This is a genomic window from Lysobacter sp. (genome assembly GCA_013141175.1).
In the GTDB taxonomy this organism is placed as follows: domain Bacteria; phylum Pseudomonadota; class Gammaproteobacteria; order Xanthomonadales; family Xanthomonadaceae; genus Lysobacter_I.
In genome coordinates, this window is sequence record JABFRN010000001.1 from 2622252 (window position 1) to 2643754 (window position 21503).

Genomic DNA, 21503 nt, shown 5'->3' on the forward strand with positions numbered 1-21503 from the left:
GCACCACCCGACGAAACACCGACGACCGACCGATGATGTCCGCCCAGCCGACCCCGGCGCTGCCCAGTCTGTTCGAGATCGAGGATGCGGTCCGTGCGCAGGGATTGGGGGTCGGCGCGTCCGAATTGCACGGCGCCTTGTGCGGCTGGTTGGCTGGCGGCGGGGACGACTCGTCGCGCTGGTTGTCGCAGGTGCTGGCCGACGATGCCGTGACCGCCCCGATGGCCGGCAGTGCGCTGGATCGTCTGCGCGAGGCCAGCGTTGCCCAGATCGAGGACCGCGATTTCGGTTTCGAGCTGCTGGTCCCGGCGCCCGAGGCGTCGCTCGTGGAGCGCAGCAGCGGCCTGTTCGACTGGTGCCGGGGATTTCTCGGCGGTTTCGGTCTGGCCGCCGGTGCCCATCCGCCGCTTACCGAGGAAAGCACCGAAGCGCTCGCGGACATCGCCAAGCTGGCCGCAGCCACGCCCCAGGACGAGGGCGACGAAGAGGACGAGGCCGCGCTGATCGAGATCGAGGAGTTCGTCCGCGTCGCGGCCCTGCTGCTCCACGGCGACTGCGCCATGGGCGTGCGCCACCGGCGACAACTGCACTGACCGCATGACGCCCAAAGCCACTTCACCCGGCATGACGTCGACGGGAATTTCCGCGCAGGGCTATGCCCGCCGCCGCCGCCAACTGATGCGGATGGCCGGCGACGACGCCATCGTGGTGATTCCCTCGGCACCGGAGCGCATCCGCAGCCGCGACACCCATTATCCGTATCGTCAGGACTCCGATCTCTGGTATCTCACCGGTTTTCCCGAGCCCGAAGCCGTGCTGGTGCTGATTCCCGGCCGCAAGCACGGCGAGGCGCTGCTGTTCTGTCGCGAACGCGACCCCGAACGCGAAGGCTGGGACGGACCGCGCTCCGGCCCGGAAGGTGCGGTCGACGCCTTCGGCATGGACGACGCGTACCCGATCGACGATCTCGACGAGATCCTGCCCGGCCTGCTCGAAGGCCGCACCCGCGTCTACTACCACTTCGGTCGCGACACCGATTTCGATCTCAAGCTGATCGGTTGGCTCAACCGCGTGCGCGCGCAGATGCGGATGGGGGCGCAGCCGCCGCATGAATTCCTCGAACTGGGCCATCTGCTCGACGAGATGCGGCTGTTCAAGGAGCGCGACGAACTGAAGCTGATGCAGCGCGCCGCCGATATCAGCATCGAAGCGCACCGCGCGGCGATGCGCGCGGCCAGGCCGGGCATCCACGAATACGAACTGCAGGCGGAAATCGAATGCGTCTTCCGCCGTCACGGCGCCGAGCCGGCCTACGCCAGCATCGTCGGCGCCGGCGACAACGGTTGCGTGCTGCATTACCGCGCCAACAATGCGCAGGCGAAGGACGGCGCGCTGGTGCTGATCGATGCCGGTGCGGAGTATCGCGGTTACGCGGCGGACATTTCCCGCACGTTTCCGGTCAACGGCCGTTTCGGCAAGGAACAGCGCGCGCTGCACGATCTGGTCGGCGCGGCGCAGCGCGCGGCCTTGGCGCAGGCGCGACCGGGCGTGCCCTACGACGCCGGGCACCACGCGGCGGTCGAAACCCTGACCGAAGGCCTGCTCAAGCTGGGCCTGCTCAAGGGCACGCTGGAAAAGAACATCGCCGACGAGCACTACAAGCGTTTCTACCGGCACAAGACCGGGCACTGGCTGGGCCTCGATGTCCACGACGTCGGCGAGTACCGCTTCGACGGCGACTCGCGGCTGCTCGAACCGGGCATGGTCTTCACCATCGAGCCCGGTCTGTACATCGGCAGCGACGACAAGAGCGTGCACGAGAAGTGGCGCGGCATCGGCATCCGCACCGAGGACGACATCCTCGTCACCAAGGATGGCCACAAGGTGCTGACCGACAAGCTCGCGCGCAGCGCCGACGAGATCGAGGATTTCATGGCGGGCGGGTGATCAGGGCGCGAAGCATCGCTCTTCGTAGGAGCGACTTCAGTCGCGAAGCCCGCGATCTCCGGCCGGCAGAGAAAAAACGCTTCGCCGGAATACGATGCCATCGTGCAGAATCGCCGAAGCGTCATTGTGGAGCCGGTGCGTCGGATTACTGGCTTCCTTTGTTGCTCGGATTTGTGGGCTTCGCGACTGAAGTCGCTCCTACAGGGGGCTGCGCCATACGATTTTCGCAGGACGATTTTCGTAGGAGCGACTTCAGTCGCGAAGACCGTAACCTTCGACTGCCGGAAAACGCATCACCGGAATGCGATGCCATCGTGTTTTGATGATGTCTGGGTTTGTGGGCTTCGCGACTGAAGTCGCTCCTGCAGGGAAGCCTATCCCGCCAGCGTCCCATCCGGATTGTGCTCGATCATCCACAGCCCGCCCCAGAGCTTGAGGTCGAGCTCGTAGCCTTCGCGCTGTTTCAGCATCAACCACGCGGGCGCCTGCGCGCGCGGCACCGTATGCACGATGATGTCTTCGTTGTCCACGCCGCCGCCGTCGCCGACTTTCACCAGATCGCGGGCGCGCACGAAGGCGATGCGCTCGTTGCTCATGCCCGACGACGTGGGGCCGATCAGCAGCACTTCGACCTTGTTCGCCTGCCAGCCGGTTTCTTCGATCAGTTCGCGGCGCGCGGCGCTCTCCAGCGTGTCTTGATCGTGATCGTCGCCGACCAGGCCGGCGGGCATTTCGATGGTGCGCGCGCCCAGCGGAACCCGGTATTGCTCGACGAACAGCACCTCGTCCCGCGGCGTCACCGCGACGATGATCACCGCCATGCCGTTGGCGTGGTGGGTGCGTTCGCAGGATTCCCAGCGGCCGATGCGCACCAGGCGCAGCCACTGGCCTTCGTAAAGCACTTCGCGGGGTTCGGTCATGCGGGCCTCGTTGGAGATGGATTCGGTGTTCATGCCTGCGGCGCGTGGTCGGCGAAATCCAGGCCGCCGGCGGCGTAGATGCGTTTGCGCGTCATCGGGCCGAAGCGCAGCGTCTCGCAGATCGCGCCCAGCGCTGCGGGATCGGCGCTGGTGCGGTGGAAGCGCGGCGCGGCGTCGCCGACCGGCGCATCGCAGGCGATGGTGGTCAGCTGGCGGAACAGCAGGGCATTGCCGCGATGTTCGCGCAGTTTCACGGCCGCTTGCGCGGCGCCGCGGAAACGCAGGAACGGCACTTCCTCGACCCGCGTCAGCAGGCTGTCGAGATCGCCGAAATGCGCGAGCAGCACCGCAGCGGTCTTGGCGCCGATCCCGGGCACGCCCGGGATGTTGTCGACCGCGTCGCCGCTGAGCGCGAGGTAATCGGCGATCTGGTGCGCTTCCACGCCATGGCGCGCACGCACGCCGTGCGCACCCCAGCGCTGGTTGCGTGCGTAATCCCACTGTTCGTCGCCGAGATGCAGCAACTGCGAAAGATCCTTGTCGGCCGACAGGATGATGCCGCGATGCCCCGCCGCGCGCGCATGCAGCAACGCGCTGCCGATCAGGTCGTCTGCTTCGTATTCGCCGTGACCGAGCACGTTCAATCCCAGCGCGGCGCAGAGCGTCTTGCAGTGCACGAACTGGCGCTTCAATGCGTCCGGCGCGGGGTCGCGATTGGCCTTGTAAGCGGGATACAGCGCGTTGCGGAAACACGAATCCAGGGCTTCGTCGAATGCGACCGCGATGTGCTTCGGGCGTTCGCGTTCCAGCACATCCAGCAGGAAGCGCGCGAAGCCCTGCACCGCGTTGGTGGGCCAGCCATCGCTGTCGGTGAACTCGTCGGGCATCGTGTGCCACGCGCGGAACACGTAGATGCTGGCGTCGATCAGATAGACCGGCGGCGGCTCCGCGCGCGGATCGCGGCCGTGATTGTCCGGGCCGCGACCGTCGAGGTCGCGATCGAGGATGTCGTCGTCTTCGCCGCCGATCATTCCGGAATCCAGTCGGTCAGCAGCGCGGCGGCGTCCGGGCGTTCGCGTTCCGGGATATCGGCCTGCGCGGTACCGATGTGGATGAAGCCGGCCACGACTTCATCGTCGCCGATGCCCAGCAGCGCGCGGATCCCGGGATCGTAGGCGACCCAGCCGGTCAGCCACTGCGCACCGAAACCCAGCGCCTGCGCGGCCTGCAGCAGGGCGAAGCAGACGCAGCCGGTGGTCAACAGCCGCTCCTGCTCGGGAATCTTCTCGTCCGGGCCGAGTCGGGCGATCACGGTGACGATGGTCGGGGCGAACGAGAACCGCAGCCGGTCTTTTTCGACCGCGCTGTCGGATGCATCGGGATCGCGTGCGCGGCTGCGTGCGGCGATGCGTTCGCCAAGACTGAGACGGGCATCGCCTTCGACGCGCAGAAACCGGAACGGTGTCCGCTTTCCATGATCGGGAACGCGCGATGCGCTGCGCAGCATGCGCAACAGTGTGGCGTGATCGGGCCCGGGCGCGGCCAATTGCCGGCTCGGCACCGAGCGCCGATCATCGAGCAATTGCAATGTTTGGCTTGGATGATTTGCGAGTGGAGTCACAGACGTCCCGCTGGCAGTTGAAGGATGGTAACGTCTGGCAGACCAGCCGCTTCCCATTCTCCCCCGAAAAGACTCAGATGGACGACAACAGCCGGTTCTTCCCTGGCCACTCGCCATTGGCGCGCCAGTCCGCAGACAAGACTTTCGAGTCGATCCGCCGCGACGCAGTGACCGCGCTCTCGGGCGTGCTTGCGGGCTTCTGGGGCGATATCGAAGAGCAGGTGCGGCTCGCGGCCATCGCCAGCCACGAGAACAGCGCGATCTACGACGACCGGATCGCGATCCGGCTGCTGAACCAGCGCGCGCTGGAACTGGCGAACCGCTATCGCGAATCGCTGGAGACCGCGTTCGACCAGTGGCGCAATCCGCGCCCGCGTGCGGTCATCGACAACAAGGGCCTGAGCCTGATGTCCGAGGCCCAGCTCGAAGTGCATCTGTCCGGCCAGCAGATCGTCGAACTGCTCGAACATCAGCTGATGCACCCGCTGCACCTGATGCACCAGCGGCTCGATTCGCTCGCCACCGCGCTCGGCCTGCCGCGGCAGGCGCCGGAAACCAACCCGCTGCGCCCGGACGTGCCGGTCACCGCGCTGGTCAAACTGTTCAACGAAGACGATCTCACCCCCGAACTGCGCCGGCTGATCTTCCTGCAGCTGGAGAAGCGCCTGTCGAAGGTGCTGGACGAGCTGTACACCAAGATCAATACCGTGCTGGAGCAGGGGTTTGCGCCGCGCGACATGCCGATGGCGCCGTCCGCGCCGTCCATGGCGCCATCGGCGGCAGGCTGGACCCCGGACGGCGGTCTGGTCGAGGGCCGCAGCGCGCAGCAGGGCGGCTTCCAGCAAGGCGGCTTCCAGCAGGGCAACCACCCGCAGGGCGGTCAGGCCGGTTACGGCCATGCACCGAATGTGCCCTGGGACTTCGGTGCCCAGGCGATGGGCGGCGGTCAGCCTGCGGCCGGTGGCTTGCTTGCGGGCGGCGGTGGCCGGCCGCTGCGTTATCGCGAGGACGTCCATCAGCAGCTGCGCGCATGGCGGCAGACCGTGCTGCGTCCCGGTTCGATGGCGCCTTCAGCGGCATCCGTGGCCGGTGTGCGCGTGCTCGCGCCACAGGAACTGCTCGGCATCGCCGCCATGCTGCAGGGCGACGATCCGGCGCCTTATGTCCGCGCGCTGGCCGGCGACGATGCCCGCCCGCTGTCGGCGGTGATCCGCGACCAGATCGTCAGCGGTTCGCGCCAGCTCGGCTACGACCCCACCCAGACCCGCTTAAGCGAGCTGGACGAGGACGCGATCGATCTCGTCGGCATCCTGCTGCAGACCCTCTCCCGCAGCCATGCGACGCTGCAGCGCTCCCGCGCGCTGTACGGCCGTCTGGTGGCGCCGTACCTCAAGCTGGCGCTGAGCGACGACAGCCTGTTCGATCAGCGCGCCCATCCCGGCCGCAAGCTGCTCGAAGCATTGAGCGAAGCCTGCGATGGCAACACCGGCGACTCGCCGCAGGACCAGCAGACCCTGACCCACGCCGAACTTGCGGTGGAGCGCGTGGTCGAGGAATACCGCGACGACAAGGCGATTTTCGAGCTGGCCGCCAGCGAGCTGCGCGATCATCTCGATCAGCAGAAGCGGATGCGCGAAGTCGCCGAACAGCGCGCCGCCGATGCGGTCAGTGGCCGCGAGCGCCTGCAGCACGCGCGCCGTGCGGTCGACGAACTGCTGGGCTCGCGCCTCGGCCAGCGTCCCTTGACCGAAGGCATCGCCGAATTCCTGACCGGCCACTGGCGCCATCATCTGGTCCAGACCTGGCTGCGCGAAGGCCCGAGTTCGGCCCAGTACCTGTCTGCGGTGTCGGTCGGCGAGAGCCTGATCCAGATCGACGCCGACGCCGCGCGTGCCGAAGGCGCAAGGGTTGCCGACAAGATCCTCGAACTGCAGGGGCCGCTCGGCCGCTGCTATGCCAGCTGTGGCCTCGATGCGGTCGCCGCCCGCGATTCGCTGGCGAAGATCGTGACCGCGCTGGCCTTTCCGGACCAGCCTCGCGCACTGCATCCGGTGCCGACGGAAGACTCCGCTGTCGAAGTCAGCGATGCGGCGAACTGGGGCGGATTGCGGGTGGTCGGCGGTACCGACAGCATCGATTACGACCTGTCGATCGCGGCGCGGATGCGCCGCCTGCGGGTCGGACAGAACCTGAGGCTCATCGAGGACGATGGTCGCGAAAGCGCCGCGCGCATCGCCTGGGTCAGCCCACTCACCTCGCGGTTCCTGATCGTCAACCGTCGCGGCATGCGCAAGCTGGTGGTCTCGCCGGAAGAGCTCGCCGCGCTGGTCGCCAAGGGACGTGTGAGCCTGCGCTCGTCCGAGGCCCCCTTCGACGAGGCCTTGCGCGACATGTGGCAACAGCTGAGCCAGACCCGCGCCGCCGTCGGCTGAGCGCCGGCCACGAGCGTTTCCTTGAAGGCCGTCGACGCGATCCGTCGGCGGCCTTTGTTTTTGCGGCGCCGGCCGGATCGTGAAGGCGGACGCACCTGCTACGATGCCGGCAACCGACGCGGATCGATGGGGAACAGGCAATGGCGGCAGCAGGTGCGGACACAGTGACGGAGACGGCTGCCGAAGCCGTCGTGGCGAAAGTGATCATCGGCGCGGTGCGTGAGACCGCCCATGGCGAACGGCGCGTGGCGCTGACGCCCGAAACCTGCAAGAAACTCGTGGCTGCGGGCGCCAGCGTACGCATCGAACGTGGCCTTGGCGACGGTGCGCACGCTCCCGACACGGCGTATGTCGATGCCGGCGCCGAAGTCGTCGATGGCGCCGATACCGTGCTGGCTTCCGCCGATATCGTCGTCTGCGTGCAGCCGCCGTCGGCGCAGGCGATCGCTGCGATGAAATCCGGTGCGGTGCTGGTCGGCATGCTGCAGCCGCAGGGCGACGCCGCACGCGGTGAGGCCATCGCCTCGCGCGGGATCGTCGCGTTTCCGCTGGAACGCCTGCCGCGCACCACCCGTGCGCAGGCCATGGATATCCTCAGCTCGCAGGCCGGCATGGCCGGTTACAAGGCGATGCTGATCGCCGCGCAGCTCGCGCCGCGTTTTTTCCCGATGCTCACCACTGCCGCGGGCACCATCCGGCCGTCGAAAGTCCTGGTGATCGGCGCCGGCGTGGCCGGGCTGCAGGCGATCGCCACCGCCAAGCGCCTCGGCGCCCAGGTCGAAGGTTTCGACGTGCGCCCGGAAACCCGCGAACAGATCGAATCGCTCGGCGGCAAATTCCTCGATCTCGGCGTCAGCGCCGCAGGCGAGGGCGGTTATGCCCGCCAGCTCACCGACGAAGAGCGTGCCCTGCAGCAGCAGCGCCTCGCCGATCATCTGAAGAACATCGACGTGATCGTCGCCACCGCCGCCGTGCCCGGCCGCCCTGCGCCGAAGATCGTCAGCGCGGCGATGGTGGCCGGCATGAAACCCGGCAGCGTGATCGTCGATCTGGCCGCCGAAACCGGCGGCAACTGCGAACTCACCCGGCCCGGCGACAACGTCGTCCATGGCGGAGTGACGGTGTCCGGCCCGCTCAACCTCGCCAGCAGCGGCGCGATGCACGCCAGCGACATGTTCGCGCGCAATGTCTTCAACTTCGTCTCGCTGCTGCTGAAGAAGGACGGCTCGCTGCATTTCGACTGGAACGACGAACTGCTGGCGAAGACGGTCTGGCCGGAACGCGCCGCAGGTTGACGGTCGAGGCGGTTCCGTCGTGCGGGGACCGCCGCCGGGTGTTCGGCGTTATGCTTGTGGCCTGACGAAGGGGCGTCGGCATCTCCGCTCGAAGGTATCGAAATGAGCGGAATTTCTTCTTCGCAGGGTGCCCATCGAGCGACCTGCCCAGCAACCGAGGAGGTGCGCCATGCCCGATCCGACCGAGTATCCGAAGCCGCCTTCACCCGAAGATGAGGGCACGCGCCCGGAAGCGAAAGCGATCGCTGTCGATCCCGATGCGGATGTCGAGGCGGAGGCCGGGGCCGACGATACCGAAGGCACGGCATCGAACAGCGCGTTGAGCGGTACGTCGAGCAACGCCTCAAGCAATGCCTCAAGCGGTACGTCGAGCAGCGGTTCGAGCGGTACCTCGGGCGGCAGCGCGCGCGGTATCGACGAACACGCCATCGAGAAGTGGACCCCGGAACAGCAGAAGGTCTTCAATTCGGTCAAGGACAAAGTGCAGGAGCTGGGCATCGCCAAGGACGACGTACAGCGCATCGCCGCGTTCAGCGTGCTGCAGTTCATCGCCGAAAAAGACCGCAAGCCGGACACGCGCGTCGATCGCGTGCAGGCGGTGAACGCCAACGGCGACACCATCGTGCGCATGGAGAACATGAAGTACGGCGACAGGGAACCGATCTTCACCAACGACGTGCGCATGAAGGATGCCCCGGCGTTCGACCAGAGCGCGGCACAGATCGAACAGGCCAATCAGCGCCTGCAGGGCAAGTCCGCCGCCGAACAGAACATCGCCATGCACCAGCAGAACCAGGACAACAACCAGCACGAGCGGATGAATGCACTGCAGGCGACCGAAGACCAGGTCATGGCGCGCGTGCAGTCCTCGAATTCTGCGCTCAAGCGTTGATATCGAACGCTATCGACGGTTGTCTTCGAATCGTTTCGAGTACAAAACAACGGCGCCGAATGGCGCCGTTGTCGTGTCCGGATATCGCCTGGGTCAAGGCGCCGCGCGCTGCTTACTGAACTGCTGGAGGCTCCCAAAGTTCAACCTTGTTTCCATCGGGATCGATCACCCAGCCGAACTTGCCGAAATCCGAGGGCTCTGTGTTGTCTATGACGTTGCAACCTTCAGTGCGCAATGTGGCGAGAAGTGTGTCCAGATCCGCCACGCGGAAGTTGATCATGAAGGATGCCGGGCTTGGATCCATTTTGTTTGTATCTTGCGCAAATGGGCTCCAAATAGTCATCCCCGGTGAGCTGTCAGGGCCACCCCACTGAAATATGGCTCCGCCCCAATCGCTCACGTCCAAACCAAGATGGTCGCGATACCAAGCGCTTAGGCGCTTTGGGTCCGACGATTTGAAAAAGATACCGCCGATGCCGGTCACGCGCTTCATACGTTTTCTCCAAAGATCGACTAGTGCTTGTTCTGCGGCCTGTCGACGGATTATTTCCGACGGATTATTTCGCCGGCGCTGCTGCCGCAGCCGTCGCCGGTGCCTTCGCCGCCATCATCTTGTCGCGCGCGGCGCGGAACGGGTTGTCGGCATACCAGTTCGGCCACTTGTCGTCGAACGCCAAGGCCAGACCCACTTCGTAGACGGCGGCAAGATCCTGCATCGTGCCATCGAGTTTCCAGGTGGCCGCGTCGTACTGGTCGCTGGGCTTGTGGTAGTGGTTTTCGTTGTAGATTTTTCCCGCCGCTTCGCCTGCCGCCGTGCCGCCGTCGATCAGATCGGTGCCGCCGTCGGGATACAGCGCCGGCACGCCGGCCTTGGCGAAGTTGAAGTGATCGGAGCGGAAGTAATAACCGCCGGCCGGGTTCGATTCCTCCACCAGCGTGCGGCCCTGATGCTCGGCGATCGGCTTGAGGATGTCTTCCAGTTCCGAATTGCCCATGCCGACCACGGTGATGTCGCGGGTGCGGCCGGCCACGCTCATCGCGTCGAGATTGATCACGCCCACGGTCTGGTCCAGCGGAATGCTGGGATGCGCGACGTAATACTTCGAACCCAGCAGCCCGGATTCCTCCAGCGTCACCGCAGCGAACAGCACCGAGCGCTTCGGTTTCGCGCCCTTGGCCAGCAGTTCGGCGATTTCCAGGATGCCGGCGACGCCGGTCGCGTTGTCCACCGCGCCGTTGTAGATGGTGTCGCCAGAACCGTCCGGATTCTTCTCGTCGGTGTGGTGACCCAGATGATCCCAGTGCGCCATGTAGACGATCGCTTCGTTCGGCGTTTCCGCGCCCGGCAGCAGCGCCAACACGTTGCGCGATTCCTTTTCGGCGGTGGTGCTCTTCAGGGTGACGGTCGCCTTCGCCTGCATCGGCACCGGCTTGAAGCCGCGTTTGCCGGCGGCGGCGCGCATCTTCTCCAGATCCAGCCCCGCGTCGGCGAACAGCGCCTTCGCCTGCTCGCCGGTGATCCAGCCCTGCAGCGGCACGCGCGGCGCCGGGTCGTCGGCCGCGCGCAGATCGTACTGCGCGCCGGACCACGAATTCTTCACCACGTCCCAACCGTACGACGCGCCCTCGGTGTCGTGGATGATCAGCGCCGCCGCTGCTCCCTTGCGCCCCGCTTCCTCGAACTTGTACGTCCAGCGCCCGTAGTAGGTCATGCGGTTGCCGTCGAACAGATCCGGATCCTTGGCGTGGAAGCCCGGATCGTTGACGAACATCACCACGGTCTTGCCCTTCACATCGACACCGGCGTAATCGTTCCACTGCTGCTCCGGCGCATCCACGCCGTAGCCCACGAACACCAGGTCGCTCGCATCGATCTTCACTTCAGGTTGCCCCGTGCGCGTACCGATCACCATATCGGTGCCGAACTTCAGTGTATGCGGCTTGCCCTTGACGTCGATGCTCATCGTCGTCGCTTCGTCGGCGGTGGTTTCCATCATCGGCACGGTCTGGAAATAACTGTCGCCGTTGCCGGGCTTCAGACCGATGCGCTGGAACTGCGCCTTGAGATATTCGACGGTCTTGTCCTCGCCGGGCGTCCCCGGCGCGCGGCCCTCGAATTCGTCCGACGCCAGCACGCGCACGTGCTCGGCGAAATCGGCCGGTGTGATCGCGTCCTTGAATGCGAAGCCGGGCTGGGCCGGCGCGGTCTCGGCCGGCGGCGCGGCGGGCGCTTCGGCCTCGCGTTTGCAACCGGCAAGGGCGGCCGTGGCCGCAAGGGTCAAAAGCAGAACTTTCGGGAACAGGATTGGCGGAGAACAGCGCATCGGAGGCTTCCAGACGAAACGGAAGCGGCGAGTGTACGACGCGCCCGCGATCCGGGGCGCCTGCCGGACGGCAGATGTCGGCGGCATCAATCCTTCGGCGCCGTCGCCCCGTCATAGCTCACCGCCGTCGCGCCGGTGACCTGGCCGATCCGTGCGGTCTTGTGCACGTACAGGTTCACCTCGCGCTTGAACACCATCGGGCCTTCCACCACCGCGTTGGGGCCGATGATGATCCGCAGCTTGCGCTGCTTTGTGCTGACCGGCATCCAGTTGCTGGTGGGTTTCTCGATGGTGATGCCACCATGGACGAACGAACCGGCGCCGACGGTGATGTCGCCGTTCACGGTGCTGATGCTGCCGTGGACATCGGTATCGACCAGGCCGATCGCGCCGTTGACGGTTTCGACGTCGCGGGCGACATCGCCGCCGCGGTCGACGAAGACGCTGCCGTTGACGGTTTCGATCTTGGCGACGCGGCTCTGTTCGCCCAGGCGGATGCTGCCGTTCACCGTTTCCAGCGCGCCGGCCTTGGCCTTGTCGTCGGCCTTGATGCTGCCGTTGACGGTTTCGGCGTCGCCGACATTGGCGCCGGTTTCCAGATGCACGCTGCCGTTGACGGTTTCGATGTCGCCGGTGTTGGCGCCGGCCTCGACGCGGATGCTGCCGTTGACGGTTTCCAGCGAGCCGTAGCTTTCGCCGGCATGGGCGGTGATGCTGCCCATCACTTTCTCGATGTTCTGGCCGGCGAATGCGCTGGGCGCGGACAGCACCAGTGCGATGGCGGAGGCGAGGAGCAGTGGAGTGTGGCGCATGATTGACCTCATGAACGTGAGCGGGCCGGTTCCGGCCCCGTGACGCGTAGGATGCGGGCGCTTCGCTACAATCGCATCTGCCCTAAGTCACAGCCCCGAAGGTCACATGCCCGCTGCCGCCCACCGTCCGAAGCCCGTGGTATTGCTGATCCTGGACGGCTGGGGCTATCGCGAGGACCCGGCCGACAACGCGCTGGCGCTGGCCGATCTGCCCAACTGGCGCCGGCTCTGGGCGCAGCGCCCGCATACCCTGATCCACACCGAGGGCCGCCACGTCGGCTTGCCCGACGGGCAGATGGGCAATTCCGAAGTCGGGCACATGAATCTCGGTGCCGGCCGCATCGTCTACCAGGACCTCACCCGCGTCGATGCGGCGATCGAGGACGGCAGCTTCTTCGCCAACACCGAACTGCGCGCCGCCTGCGCGGCGGCGAAGGCGTCCGGCGGTGTACTGCATGTGATGGGCCTGCTCTCGCCCGGCGGCGTGCACAGCCACGAACAGCATATTTTCGCGATGCTCGATCTGGCCGCGCGCGAGGGCGTCGCCCGCGTGGCGGTGCATGCGTTCCTCGATGGTCGCGATACGCCGCCGCGTTCGGCCGAAGCCAGCCTGCGCGCGCTGCAGGCGAAGTGCGACGCGCTGGGCAATGCGCGCATCGCCACGGTCGGCGGACGCTATTTCGCGATGGACCGCGACAAGCGCTGGGAGCGCGTGCGTCTTGGCTGGGATGCGATCGTCGATGCGCAGGCCGCGCAGCGCGCGCCGGATGCGCTGGCCGCGCTCGCAGCGGCCTATGCGCGCGGCGAGAACGACGAGTTCGTCGCGCCGACGGTCATCGAAGGGACGCAGCCGATGCGCGACGGCGACGCGATCGTGTTCATGAATTTCCGCGCCGACCGCGCGCGTCAGCTCGCTGCCGCATTCGTTGATCCCCTGTTCGGTAAAGGCGGGTTCGACGGCTTCCACGCACGACGTCCGCAGCTGTCGCGCTTCGTCTGCCTTTCCGAATACGACGCCAAGCTGCCGGCGCCGCTGGCGTTCGCGGCGGACGATCTGCGCAACACGCTGGGCGAAGTGCTGGCCGCGCATGGTTTGCGCCAGCTGCGCATCGCCGAAACCGAAAAATACGCGCACGTGACCTTCTTCTTCAGCGGCGGTCGCGAAGCGGTGTATGCGGGCGAGGAGCGCATCCTGGTGCCGAGCCCGAAAGTCGCGACCTACGATCTGCAGCCGGAAATGAGCTGTCCCGAACTCACCGCGAAGCTGGTCGATGCCATCGCGTCCGCACGATTCGACGTGGTCGTGTGCAATATCGCCAACCCGGACATGGTCGGTCACACCGGCGATCTGCAGGCGGCGATCCTCGCCGCGCAGGCGGTGGACGTGGCGATCGGCGCGATCGAAACCGCCGTGCATGCGGCCGGCGGCGCACTGCTGGTCACCGCCGATCATGGCAATCTCGAAATGATGCGCGACCCCGAGACCGGACAGCCGCATACCGCGCACACCGTCGGCCCGGTGCCGTTCGTCTATGTCGGCGATCGCGAGGGCGTGCGCCTGCGCAGCGGCGGCGCGCTGCGCGATGTCGCGCCGACCATGCTCGATCTGCTCGGACTTCCGCAGCCGGCGGAGATGGGCGGACGTTCCTTGCTTGGCGCAGCACTGGGCGCAGGACCGGGCGCCGGATGAGCGCAGTCCTGCGCGGTCTTGTCGCGATTGCGCTGCTGCTGTCGCTGGCGTGGCCACTGGCCGCGCAGCAGAGCACGAGCCGCGAAGCGCAGCGCCGTCTGGAGAAGATCCAGCGCGAATTGAAGGACGTCGCGGCCGAGCGCCGCAGGCTCGAAGGCCAGCGCGGCGCCGCCAGTCGCGAACTGCGCGCGGTGGACGAACGCGTCGCCGATTCCAGCCGCGCCCTGCACGTGGCCGAAACCGAGCTTGCGCGCGAGCAGGACTCGCTGGCGCAACTGAACGCACGGCGCGAGGAACTGAAGACCCAGCAGGCCGCACAGCGCAGGGAACTCGCCGCGCTGCTGCGCGCCGCCTATGCGCAGGGCGAGCATGCGCCGCTGAAAGTGATGCTGGCGCAGGATCGCGTCGCCGACGCCCAGCGCCAGATGACGTATTACGGCTATCTGCAGCGTCAGCGGCTGCAGCGTGCCGCGACGCTGAGCGCCGAACTCGCCGAACTGGATCGGGTCGAGACCCAGATCGTCGAGAAGCGCACCGCGCTGGATGCCGCGCGCGCGCGTCAACGCACGCAGCTCGCCGCGCTCGCCCGCGACCGCAAGGCGCGCGCGGTGACCCTGGGCGAACTGGAACAGCAGTATCGCGACCGCCGCGTCCGCGAGCAGGCGCTCGGCAGCGATGCCAAGGCGCTGCAGCAGGTGATCGGTCGTCTGCGCGCCGCCGCCCGCCGCGCGCGGCGGCAGAGCGGGCTGCGGCTGAACGCGCCGCCGCGAAAGCCGCTGCCGCGCCCTCGAAAGCCAATGGCTCACGTCCCGCCGGCACGAAGGCGAACGGCTCGAAGCCGGCAGCCGCACAGGGCACGCCGCCGCGCCAGACCGCCAACGCCGCGCCGGTACGGGTCGGCGGTTTCGGCTGGCCGCTGTCGGGCAATCTTGTCGCCGGTTTCGGCGGACGCATGCCCGACGGCCGCGCCAGCAGCGGCCTGCTGATCGCCGCCGGCCTCGGCACCCCCGTGCGCGCGGTGGCCGACGGCAGCGTGGTGTTCGCCGAATGGATGACTGGTTACGGCCTGATCCTGATCGTCGACCACGGCAACGGCTATCTCAGCCTGTATGCGCACAATGAATCGCTGCTCAAGGACGTGGGCGCCACGGTCAAACGCGGCGATGCGGTGGCGCGGGTCGGCAACTCCGGCGGTCTGGAACAGCCCGCGCTGTATTTCGAGCTGCGCCGCAACGGTCAGCCGGTCGATCCCGGCAGTTGGCTGCGGCGGCAATAAGCCGCTACGGTAGACCCTGCGGCAGCGCAATGAACCCGCCGCAGTCTTCGCGGTCAGACCGTTAGACCTCTTGGTTGGAGTATTCGATGCCTTTGCTTCCGTCGTCCTCGTCTTCCCTGCGCACCCGCTGTCTGCCGGGCCTGTTCGCGTTCGCGCTGTGCGCGCCTTCGGCCATGGCGCAGGAGGTCAAACCCGCCGATGCCGCAGGATCGAAAAAAACCGACGAGACCGAGGCCAGCAAGGTGCCGCTGGAAGAGATCCGCCGCTATGTCAGCGTCTTCAACGCGGTGAAGTATGCGTACGTCGAGCCGGTCGAGGATCGCAAACTGATGCAGTCGGCGATCCGCGGCCTGCTGCTCGATCTCGACCCGCACAGCGCCTATCTCGTCCGCAGCGATGCCGAGGCCTTCGACGAAGACACCAGCGGTGCCTACGATGGCATCGGCGTGGAAGTGCAGCAGCAACCGGACGGCACCATTCTCGTGATCGCGCCGATCGACGACACCCCGGCGGCGCGCGCGGGCGTCAAGCCGGGCGATCTCATCATCGCGATCGACGGCAAAACGCTGACGCCCGAACTGATCGACAGCAATCCGCTGCGCGGCAAGCCGGGCAGCAAGACCCTGCTCACCGTGCAACGCGAAGGCGCGAAGAAGCCGCTCGACATCACCGTGCAGCGCGAAACCATCCGCATCAGCAGCGTGCGCAGCCGGATGCTGGAGCCGGGCTATGCGTACGTGCGGGTCAGCGCGTTCCAGGCCGATACCGCGACCGATTTCGAGCAGCAGATCGACAAGCTGCAGGCGCAGGCCGGCGCGGGCAAAAGCCTGCGCGGGCTGGTGCTGGATCTGCGCAGCAACCCGGGCGGTCTGTTGACGTCCGCCGTGCAGATCGCCGACGACCTGCTCGACAAGGGCGGCATCGTCAGCACCCGTGGCCGCAATCCGGTGGCCGACGCGACCTTCAACGCAACGCCCGGCGATCGCATGCGCGGCGCGCCGCTGGTCGTGCTGGTGGATGCCGGTTCGGCCAGCGCATCCGAAGTGCTGGCCGCTGCGCTGCGCGACAACAAGCGCGCGCAGGTCGTCGGCAGCCGCACGTTCGGGAAGGGATCGGTGCAGACCGTCCTGCCGCTGGACAATGGCGATGCGGTCAAGCTCACCACCGCGCGTTACTACACGCCCAGCGGCAAATCGATCCAGGCGCGCGGCATCGATCCGGATGTCGTGCTCAAGCCCGACGGCGCGGTCAAGTCGGCGCAGGCCGACATCATTTCCGAAGCGGCGCTGCCGGGACACCTGCGCGGCGAGCAGGAGACTTCGGGCGTCGGCATCGGCGATGTGCTGGAAGGCGAAGCGCCGATCGCGGCTGCGCTGGTCGTGTTGAAAAAGCAGGTCGCGAGTCTGCCCGTCGCCACCGATCGGCGCTGAAGCCGATGCGGAATCGCGCTGGTCCCGTCACTGCGGTTGCGGTGGTCCAAAGGCTGGGTATCCCCGCTTTCTTCTCAAGAACATCAAACGGATCGATTGATCGGCAGTCACCGTTCTTTTGCCCGTCGTTCCCGCGAATGCGGGAACCCAGTGTCTTTGCCGCTGCGCGGAAGTTTGAAAGTCGCTGGATCCCTGCGTTCGCGGGGATGACGACGCTTTATTGAAGCACTTGAAAAAAGCGGGGACACCTCAGGCCGAAAGTCATGAGTGACTATCGGCCCGTACGCGTTGCCGATCTTGTCCCTAGGATGCCAACGGTCGGCCCGCCATCGCGGGCCCCGTATCCGGGGACTTCAATCCATGCTCGCCATCCGCGACCTCAGCAAAACCTACGCCAACGGCGTGCGCGCACTCGATGCGGTGACGCTCGATATTCCGCGCGGCATGTTCGGCCTGCTCGGCCCGAACGGCGCCGGCAAATCCTCGCTGATGCGCACGCTCGCCACGCTGCAGGAAGCCGACAGCGGCGCGGCCACGCTCGATGACGGCAAGGGCGGCAGCATCGACGTGCTGCGCGACAAGGATGCGGTGCGCAGGCAGTTGGGCTACCTGCCGCAGGATTTCGGCGTGTATCCGAAAGTCAGCGCGTCGGATCTGCTGGAACACTTCGCCGTGCTCAAGGGCCTGACCGACCGCAGGCAGCGGCGCGAAATCGTCGATGGATTGCTGCAGCAGGTGAATCTGTGGGATGTGCGCAAGCGCAAACTCGGCGGTTTTTCCGGCGGCATGCGCCAGCGCTTCGGCATCGCCCAGGCGTTGCTCGGCAATCCGCGACTCGTGATCGTCGATGAGCCCACCGCAGGACTCGATCCGGAAGAGCGCAATCGCTTCCTGAATCTGCTCGCCGAGATCGGCGAGAACGTTGCGGTCATCCTGTCGACGCATATCGTCGAGGACGTGACCGATCTGTGCCCGACCATGGCGATCATGAACAAGGGCAAGGTGTTGCTGACCGGCCGGCCGATCGACGCCATCTCCGCGCTCGAAAGCCAGGTCTGGCGCAAGCAGGTGCAGAAAGCGGATCTCAAGCGTTATGAGGAGAATTTCACGGTACTGTCGATCCGCCTGGTCGCCGGCACTCCGGTGATCCACGTGTTCAGCGCGGAACGGCCCGAAGCGGGATTCGAGCAGGTCGCGCCCGATCTCGAGGACGTGTACTTCCAGCGCCTGCGCCAGCACGCCAAAGCCGCCTGAGGATCACGCCATGTTCGAGTTCTTCAGATTCGAGCTGCGCCAGCAGCTGCGCTCACCGCTGCTGTGGATGATGGGTGCGCTGTTCGCCGCGCTCGCGTTCGGCGCGGCTGCGACCGACGTGATCCAGCTCGGTGGCGGCATCGGCAATGTCCATCGCAACGCGCCGATGATCGTCGTGCAGTTCCTGGGCATCTTCACCCTCATCGGCATGCTGTTCATCGCGATGTCGATCAACGGCGCGCTGCTGCGCGATTTCGAGCAGGGCACCGCCGAACTGATCTTCGCCAGCCCGATCAAGCGTCGCGATTACGTCGCCGGTCGGATCGCCGCGGCCGTGCTCGGCTGTCTGTTGATCTATGCGTTGATCGGTTTCGGCATCTTCATCGCCCAGTTCATGCCGTGGATCGATGCCAAGCGCCTGGGGCCGGTCTCGTTGTTCCCGTACGCATGGGCGTTCGCGGTCATCGTGCTTCCCAATCTGTTGTTCACCGCCGCGCTGCTGTCGCTGTTGGCCATCGTCACCCGCAGCATCCTGTGGGTGTATATCGGCGTACTCGGCTTCTTCATTCTTTCCGGCGTGACCGCGGTCCTGCTGCGCGATATCGACAATGTCTGGATCGCCACGCTGGCCGAGCCATTGGGGATGCGCGCCTTCGGTCGCACCATCCGTTATTGGGCGGCGGAGCAGCGCAATACCCAATTGCCGGCGATCACCGGCTATATCCTCGCCAATCGCGCGCTGTGGAGCGGTATCGCGCTCACCTTGTTCGCGGCGTGTTTCGCACTGTTCAAGACCGAGCGCAGCGGCACCGCGCGCGGTTGGCGCCGTGCGAAAGCCCTGCCGGCGAATACGGATTCCGGTGCGTCCGCGCCTGCGGCGTCCGCCGCCAGAGCGCTGCCGAAAGCGTCGCCGTCGTTCGGCCCGGCCACCGGCTTCGCGCAATTCCTGCGTCAACTGCGATTCGACATGCTGGGCGTTCTGCGCGGGATCCCGTTCATCGTGATGCTGCTGTTCGCGCTGGCGAATTTCATCCCCGCTGCGATCTTCGCGGAGAGCATGTACGACACGCCGATCCACCCGGTGACCTCGCAGATACTGGCTGCGCTGCAGGGCGCCTACAGTTTCGTGTTGATCATCATCGTGCTGTTCTACGCGGGCGAACTGGTCGCCAAGGAACGCAGCGTCAAGATCCATGAAGTGACCGACGCCATGCCGGTGCCGAACTGGGTGCCGCTGGCGGCGAAATTCGGCGCGCTCGTTGCGGTCGTCGTCTGCTTCCAACTGCTCGGCGGCATCGTCGCGGTGCTGATCCAGCTCGGCAAAGGGCATGTCCAGCTCGAATTGCCGGTCTATGCCGGGACGCTGATGCTCAACAGTCTCGTCTTCGTGCTGATGGGCGGTCTGGCGCTGTGTCTGCAGGTCTTCACCAACAACAAGTACGTCGGCTATGCGCTGCTGGTGCTCGTGCTGATCGGGCAGTTCGTGCTGGGCACGCTGGACTACACCCACAACCTGTACAACTATGCCAGCGCGCCCAATGCGCCGTACTCCGACATGAACGGCTACGGCCACTTCCTGCAGGGCCAGCTGTGGTTCCAGGCGTACTGGGGCGTGTTCCTGCTGTTGCTGCTGTTGCTGTCCGCAGCGCTCTGGGTGCGCGGGGTGAGCGGCAGCATGCGCGAACGTTTGCGTCTCGCGCGCCAGCGCTTGAGTGGCCCACTGGGCATCGCGACCGCACTGTCGGCGCTGGCGTTCATCGCCATCGGCGGCTATCTGTTCTGGAACACCAACATCCGCAACGAGTATCTGTCTCCGGACCAAATCCTCGATCTGCAGGCCAGGTACGAACGCGAATACAAACAGTACAAGGACCTGCAGCAGCCGAAGATCCTCGCGACCGAAATCGAAGTGGATCTGCGTCCCGAGACCCAGGTCATGCGCGCCAGCGGCACCTATCGTGTGCGCAACCCCTACACGAAGCCGATCACCGACCTGCATATCGGCATGAACGATGACAAGTCCCTGGTCAGCATCGACATGGGAGTCGCGTCGTTGATCAAGCACGACGAAGCGCTCGGCTATCGTATCTACAGGTTGAAGGAACCATTGCTGCCCGGCGCCGAGCGCATCATTTCGTTCAAGGTCGAACTGGCGCCGGATGGCATCACCAACGGCACCGCGCAATTCCGGATCGTCGACAACGGAACGTTCTTCAACAGCACGTTCTTCCCGACCTTCGGCTACAGCGACAACGCTGAAATCCAGGACCGCAATGAACGGCGCAAGCGCAAGCTCGGCGAGCCTCGGCGCATGCCGAAGCTTGAGGACCAGGCGGCGCGCGCCAATACCTATCTCACCGATGATGCGGACTGGATCGATTTCAAGACCACCATCTGCACCGCGCCGGACCAGATCGCACTGTCGCCCGGTTACCTGCAGAAGGAATTCGTCCGCGACGGCCGCCGCTGCTTCAGCTATGCGATGGATCGACCGATGCTGAATTTCTATTCCTATCTGTCTGCGCGCTGGCAGGTGAAGAAGGGCAAATACAAGGACATCCCGATCGAGGTCTACTACGACGCCAAGCATCCGTACAATGTTGACAGGATGATCGAGTCCGTGCAGAAGTCCCTGGCGTACTACGAGGCGAATTTCACGCCGTATCAGCACCGCCAGGTGCGCATCATCGAGTTTCCGGGTTACGAGGATTTCGCGCAGAGCTTCGCCAATACCATTCCGTATTCGGAGTCCGTCGGCTTCATCGCCGATCTGCGCGGCAAGGATGCGGTCGATTACGTGTACTACATCACCGCGCACGAGATCGCGCACCAATGGTGGGCGCATCAGGTCATCGGCGCCAACATGCAGGGCGCGACGGTGCTGTCGGAATCACTGGCGCAATACTCTGCGTTGATGGTGATGGAGAAAGCCTACGGCCGGAGCAAGATGCGACAATTCCTGAAGTACGAACTGGACAGATATCTCTCCGGTCGCGGCGAGGAGGTCGTCGAGGAGCTGCCGCTGTATCGCGTCGAAAACCAGCCTTACGTCCACTATCGCAAGGCGTCGCTGGTGTTCTACCGGCTTCGCGACGAGATCGGCGAAGACACGTTGAATCGCGCGCTGAAGAAATTCCTGCAGGACAAGGGCTATCGGCAGCCGCCTTATCCGACGTCGGTCGAATTGCTCGACTACATCCGTGCCGAAGCCGGACCGCAGCACGCGTCGCTGATCGCCGACCTGTTCGAGAAGATCAGCTTCTACGACAACCGGGTCGAAACGGCGACCGCGAAAAAGCGTGCCGACGGCAGGTACGAGGTCGTGCTCGATCTGCACGCCGCCAAGCTCTATGCAGATGGCAAAGGCAAGGAGATGCCGGGCAAGCTCGACGATTGGATCGAGGTCGGCGTGTTCGCGCGCGGCCCCTCTGGCGAGGAAGCCGACGAGAAAGTGCTGTATCTCAAGCGCCATCGCATCACCGGCGGACAACCGAAATTGACGGTGCTGGTCGATGCGGAACCTTACGAAGCGGGATTCGATCCGTACAACAAACTCATCGACCGGGTGTCTTCGGACAACCGCAAGCGCGTAAGCCTCTGAGACGGGAAG

At 65.7% G+C, this 21503-nt stretch carries 15 protein-coding genes and 1 pseudogene; 10 read left to right on the forward strand and 6 right to left on the reverse strand.

Translation table 11 applies throughout. From position 1 onward, the window contains the following. Window positions 1–35: 35 nt before the first annotated feature. Entirely contained in the window at window positions 36–593 is a 558-nt protein-coding gene (locus HOP03_11510) for a UPF0149 family protein (GenBank protein NOT88797.1), read from the forward strand. 31 nt (window positions 594–624) lie between these two features. Then, window positions 625–1947 (forward strand): M24 family metallopeptidase, encoded by a 1323-nt coding sequence (locus tag HOP03_11515; protein ID NOT88798.1) that lies wholly within the window; start codon window positions 625–627, stop codon window positions 1945–1947. A 374-nt stretch (window positions 1948–2321) separates the two neighbouring features. Here the strand turns inward: HOP03_11515 and HOP03_11520 are convergent, their stop codons facing one another. The 3 genes from HOP03_11520 to HOP03_11530 are packed head-to-tail and all read right to left on the reverse strand — an operon-like array spanning window position 2322 to window position 4545. Beyond that, complete coding sequence (locus tag HOP03_11520; GenBank protein NOT88799.1) at window positions 2322–2867, reverse strand: NUDIX hydrolase; 546 nt, start codon at window positions 2865–2867, stop codon at window positions 2322–2324. A 29-nt stretch (window positions 2868–2896) separates the two neighbouring features. Next, window positions 2897–3898, reverse strand: a complete 1002-nt coding sequence (locus HOP03_11525; GenBank protein ID NOT88800.1) for an exodeoxyribonuclease IX — start codon at window positions 3896–3898, stop codon at window positions 2897–2899. Further along, entirely contained in the window at window positions 3895–4545 is a 651-nt protein-coding gene (locus tag HOP03_11530) for a nitroreductase (GenBank protein NOT88801.1), read from the reverse strand. Before HOP03_11530 ends, HOP03_11525 begins: the two co-directional genes overlap by 4 nt. A 20-nt stretch (window positions 4546–4565) precedes the next feature. On the opposite strand from HOP03_11530, the gene HOP03_11535 reads away from it, so the two are divergent. From HOP03_11535 to HOP03_11545, 3 genes are all read left to right on the forward strand, one after another. Then, on the forward strand, window positions 4566–6920 hold the full coding sequence (locus tag HOP03_11535; protein ID NOT88802.1) for a DUF1631 family protein: 2355 nt from the start codon (window positions 4566–4568) through the stop codon (window positions 6918–6920). Window positions 6921–7060: 140 nt separating this feature from the next. After that, complete coding sequence (locus HOP03_11540) at window positions 7061–8215, forward strand: NAD(P) transhydrogenase subunit alpha (GenBank protein NOT88803.1); 1155 nt, start codon at window positions 7061–7063, stop codon at window positions 8213–8215. Window positions 8216–8384: 169 nt separating this feature from the next. Further along, window positions 8385–9107 (forward strand): hypothetical protein, encoded by a 723-nt coding sequence (locus HOP03_11545; protein NOT88804.1) that lies wholly within the window; start codon window positions 8385–8387, stop codon window positions 9105–9107. A 112-nt stretch (window positions 9108–9219) separates the two neighbouring features. Here the strand turns inward: HOP03_11545 and HOP03_11550 are convergent, their stop codons facing one another. From HOP03_11550 to HOP03_11560, 3 genes are all read right to left on the reverse strand, one after another. After that, the gene (locus tag HOP03_11550) at window positions 9220–9600 is read right to left on the reverse strand and encodes a VOC family protein (protein ID NOT88805.1); all 381 of its coding nucleotides are present in this window, start codon (window positions 9598–9600) and stop codon (window positions 9220–9222) included. A 64-nt stretch (window positions 9601–9664) separates the two neighbouring features. Further along, window positions 9665–11431, reverse strand: a complete 1767-nt coding sequence (locus HOP03_11555) for a M28 family peptidase (protein ID NOT88806.1) — start codon at window positions 11429–11431, stop codon at window positions 9665–9667. An 86-nt stretch (window positions 11432–11517) separates the two neighbouring features. Next, window positions 11518–12243 (reverse strand): hypothetical protein, encoded by a 726-nt coding sequence (locus HOP03_11560; GenBank protein NOT88807.1) that lies wholly within the window; start codon window positions 12241–12243, stop codon window positions 11518–11520. A 106-nt stretch (window positions 12244–12349) separates the two neighbouring features. On the opposite strand from HOP03_11560, the gene HOP03_11565 reads away from it, so the two are divergent. The 5 genes and pseudogenes from HOP03_11565 (at window position 12350) to HOP03_11585 (ending at window position 21494) form a co-directional block, all read left to right on the forward strand. Continuing rightward, the gene (locus HOP03_11565; GenBank protein NOT88808.1) at window positions 12350–13933 is read left to right on the forward strand and encodes a 2,3-bisphosphoglycerate-independent phosphoglycerate mutase; all 1584 of its coding nucleotides are present in this window, start codon (window positions 12350–12352) and stop codon (window positions 13931–13933) included. Then, window positions 13930–15209: pseudogene (locus tag HOP03_11570) on the forward strand (peptidoglycan DD-metalloendopeptidase family protein). Before HOP03_11565 ends, HOP03_11570 begins: the two are co-directional and overlap by 4 nt. A 173-nt stretch (window positions 15210–15382) precedes the next feature. Next, window positions 15383–16639, forward strand: a complete 1257-nt coding sequence (locus HOP03_11575; GenBank protein ID NOT88809.1) for a S41 family peptidase — start codon at window positions 15383–15385, stop codon at window positions 16637–16639. 360 nt (window positions 16640–16999) lie between these two features. Beyond that, window positions 17000–17893 (forward strand): ABC transporter ATP-binding protein, encoded by an 894-nt coding sequence (locus tag HOP03_11580; protein NOT88810.1) that lies wholly within the window; start codon window positions 17000–17002, stop codon window positions 17891–17893. 10 nt (window positions 17894–17903) lie between these two features. Next, complete coding sequence (locus HOP03_11585; protein NOT88811.1) at window positions 17904–21494, forward strand: ABC transporter permease subunit; 3591 nt, start codon at window positions 17904–17906, stop codon at window positions 21492–21494. Window positions 21495–21503 lie beyond the last annotated feature (9 nt).

Coding starts and splice junctions, on each gene's coding strand:
- HOP03_11510 (NOT88797.1), top strand. CDS start 36: ATGTCCGCCCAGCCGACCCCGGCGCTGCCCAGTCTGTTCGAGATCGAG.
- HOP03_11515 (NOT88798.1), top strand. CDS start 625: ATGACGTCGACGGGAATTTCCGCGCAGGGCTATGCCCGCCGCCGCCGC.
- HOP03_11520 (NOT88799.1), bottom strand. CDS start 2,867: ATGACCGAACCCCGCGAAGTGCTTTACGAAGGCCAGTGGCTGCGCCTG.
- HOP03_11525 (NOT88800.1), bottom strand. CDS start 3,898: ATGATCGGCGGCGAAGACGACGACATCCTCGATCGCGACCTCGACGGT.
- HOP03_11530 (NOT88801.1), bottom strand. CDS start 4,545: ATGGGAAGCGGCTGGTCTGCCAGACGTTACCATCCTTCAACTGCCAGC.
- HOP03_11535 (NOT88802.1), top strand. CDS start 4,566: ATGGACGACAACAGCCGGTTCTTCCCTGGCCACTCGCCATTGGCGCGC.
- HOP03_11540 (NOT88803.1), top strand. CDS start 7,061: ATGGCGGCAGCAGGTGCGGACACAGTGACGGAGACGGCTGCCGAAGCC.
- HOP03_11545 (NOT88804.1), top strand. CDS start 8,385: ATGCCCGATCCGACCGAGTATCCGAAGCCGCCTTCACCCGAAGATGAG.
- HOP03_11550 (NOT88805.1), bottom strand. CDS start 9,600: ATGAAGCGCGTGACCGGCATCGGCGGTATCTTTTTCAAATCGTCGGAC.
- HOP03_11555 (NOT88806.1), bottom strand. CDS start 11,431: ATGCGCTGTTCTCCGCCAATCCTGTTCCCGAAAGTTCTGCTTTTGACC.
- HOP03_11560 (NOT88807.1), bottom strand. CDS start 12,243: ATGCGCCACACTCCACTGCTCCTCGCCTCCGCCATCGCACTGGTGCTG.
- HOP03_11565 (NOT88808.1), top strand. CDS start 12,350: ATGCCCGCTGCCGCCCACCGTCCGAAGCCCGTGGTATTGCTGATCCTG.
- HOP03_11575 (NOT88809.1), top strand. CDS start 15,383: ATGGCGCAGGAGGTCAAACCCGCCGATGCCGCAGGATCGAAAAAAACC.
- HOP03_11580 (NOT88810.1), top strand. CDS start 17,000: ATGCTCGCCATCCGCGACCTCAGCAAAACCTACGCCAACGGCGTGCGC.
- HOP03_11585 (NOT88811.1), top strand. CDS start 17,904: ATGTTCGAGTTCTTCAGATTCGAGCTGCGCCAGCAGCTGCGCTCACCG.